At 75.5% G+C, this 2,436-nt stretch carries 2 protein-coding genes; both read right to left on the reverse strand.

All coding sequences use genetic code 11. The features are described 5' to 3' along the window. Positions 1–77 precede the first annotated feature (77 nt). The gene (locus ACTUAL_RS32335) at positions 78–1,373 is read right to left on the reverse strand and encodes an aminotransferase class III-fold pyridoxal phosphate-dependent enzyme (RefSeq protein WP_440902889.1); all 1,296 of its coding nucleotides are present in this window, start codon (positions 1,371–1,373) and stop codon (positions 78–80) included. Further along, the coding region (locus ACTUAL_RS32340) for an aldehyde dehydrogenase family protein (RefSeq protein ID WP_440902890.1) at positions 1,370–2,436 on the reverse strand (1,067 nt) is incomplete at its 5' end. The genes ACTUAL_RS32340 and ACTUAL_RS32335, both read right to left, overlap by 4 nt.

Genomic DNA, 2,436 nt, shown 5'->3' on the forward strand with positions numbered 1-2,436 from the left:
GGGGGGGGGCGGGGGGGGGGCCGGGCGGGGGGGGGGGCCAACCCCGGCCCCCCCCCCCCCCCGGCCCAACCCGCTGCTCACCCGAGCACCGCCGCCAGCGCCTCGCCGAGCACGCGCAGCCCGGTGTCGGCCTCGGCCTCGGTGCTCACCAGCGGCGGGGACACCCGGATGCTGCTCTCGCCGCACTCCAGCACCAGCAGCCCGCGCTCGAACGCCGCCTGCTGCACCGCCCCGGCCAGCTCCGCCGTGGCCAGCTCGACGCCGAGCATCAAGCCGACGCCGCGCACGTCCACGACCGCCTCCGGCCAGCGCGCCTGGAACCCGCGCAGCCCGGCCGTCAGCCGCTCGCCGACGCTGGTCGCGTTGGCCAGCAGCCCCTCGGACTCGATGACCTCCAGCGTCGCCAGCCCCGCCGCGCACGGCACCGGGCTGCCGCCGTAGGTGGACCCGTGCGCGCCCGCGGGCCAGGTCTCCATCAGGTCGGCGCGCGCCACGAACGCGCCCAGGGGCAGGCCCGACGCGAGCCCCTTGGCGCTGAGCAGCACGTCCGGCCGCACCCCGGTGTGCTCGACCGCCCACATCCGCCCGGTGCGCCCGACCCCGGACTGGACCTCGTCGGCCACCAGCAGGATGCCGTGCCGGTCGCACAGCTCCCGCAGCCGCGCCAGCCACCCTTCCGGCGGCACGATGTACCCGCCCTCGCCCTGCACCGGCTCCACGAAGATCGCCGCGACCTCGTCCGGGGGGCCGACGTGCCGGAACAGCACGTCCTCCAGGTGCTCGAACGTGGCGTCGCTGCCGTACGGGGCGTGCAGGATTCCGGGCAGCAGGGGCCCGAAGCCCTTGTGGTACTTGGACTTCGACGCGGTCAGCGACACCGCGCCGTAGCTGCGGCCGTGGAACGAGCCGTAGAAGCTGATCGCGTACTGGCGGCCGGTGGCGTGCCTGGCGAGCTTGAGGGCGCCCTCCACCGCCTCGGCCCCGGAGTTGGTCAGGAACACCCGCGCCGGGCCGTCGATCGGCGCGGTGTCCGCCAGCGCCCGGCACATCCGCGAGTAGATCGGCAGGTAGAAGTCGCTGGCCGAGTAGTGCAGCAGCTCCGCGCTCTGCCGCTGCACCGCCTCCACCACGCGCGGGTGCGCGTGCCCGGTGGAGTTGACCGCGATGCCCGCGTTGAAGTCCAGGAACAGGTTGCCGTCGACGTCCTCGATCACGCAGCCCCGCCCGCGCGCGGGCACCAGCGGGTAGGCCCTGGGCAGGGAGCGGCTGGTGACGGCCTCGTCGCGGGCCAGCACCTCGCGCGCCCGAGGTCCGGGCAGCTCGGTGCGCAGCAGCGGCGCGGTGGCCGCGCCCGCGTTGCTCGTGGCGGTCATCGGGACACCACCGTCCGGGACTGCTCGCGCAGGTACAGCTGCACGTAGTGCGGTCCGCCCCCGGCCTTGCCGGTGCTGCCCGACCCCTTCCAGCCGCCGAAGGGCTGCACCCCCGGCCACGCCCCCGTCGTCGCGCCTGCCGCTCGGTTCACGTACACCACCCCCGCCTCGATCTCGTCCAGGAACCGCTCGACATCGGCGTCGTCGCCGGAGAACAGCCCGGCCGTGAGCCCGAAGTCGGTGTCGTTGGCCAGGGCCAGCGCCTCGTCGAGCGAGTCGACGGGCGCGATGGCCACCAGCGGCACGAACAGCTCGTCGCGGAACAGCCGGTCGTCGACCGGGACGCCCGTGACGACGGTCGGCGCGACGTAGTGGCCGTCGGCGCGGCCGTCGCCCGCGCCCAGCACCTCGCCGCCCGCCACGACCCGCCCGACCTCGCGGGCGTGCGCGACGGCGTCGGAGAACCGGGCGACCGCGTCGGCGTCCACCACCGGCCCGACGAACACCGGGCGCTCCAGCGGGTCGCCCACGACCAGCTCGGCGGTCTTCGCGACCAGCCTGGCCACCAGTTCGTCGTGCACGTCGCGGTGCACGTAGACCCGCGAGCAGGCCGAGCACTTCTGCCCGGAGAACCCGAACGCGGAGCGCGCGATGCCGGTCGCCGCGACGTCGAGGTCGGCGTCGGCGGTGACGATGGCGGGGTTCTTGCCGCCCATCTCGCACACCACCGGCTTCGGGTAGGCGCCCGCGAACGAGCGGTACACCTCCATGCCCGCCGCGTGCGACCCGGTGAACGTCAGCCCGGCCACGCCGGGGTGCGCGACCAGCGCCTTGCCGGTGTCGTCGCCGCCGGGCAGCAGGTGCAGCGCGTTCGCGGGGACCCCGGCCTCGCGCAGGCACTCCACCAGCTTCGCGGCGCTGAACGTGCCCTGCGTGCTGGGCTTGAGCACGGTCGAGTTGCCCGCGACGAGCGCGGCGCCCAGCGGTCCGGCGGCCAGCGCGGAGGGGAAGTTGAACGGGCTGATCACGCCCCACACGCCGTAGGGGCGCAGCACGCTGCGGG

This window comes from Actinosynnema sp., from assembly GCF_052038725.1.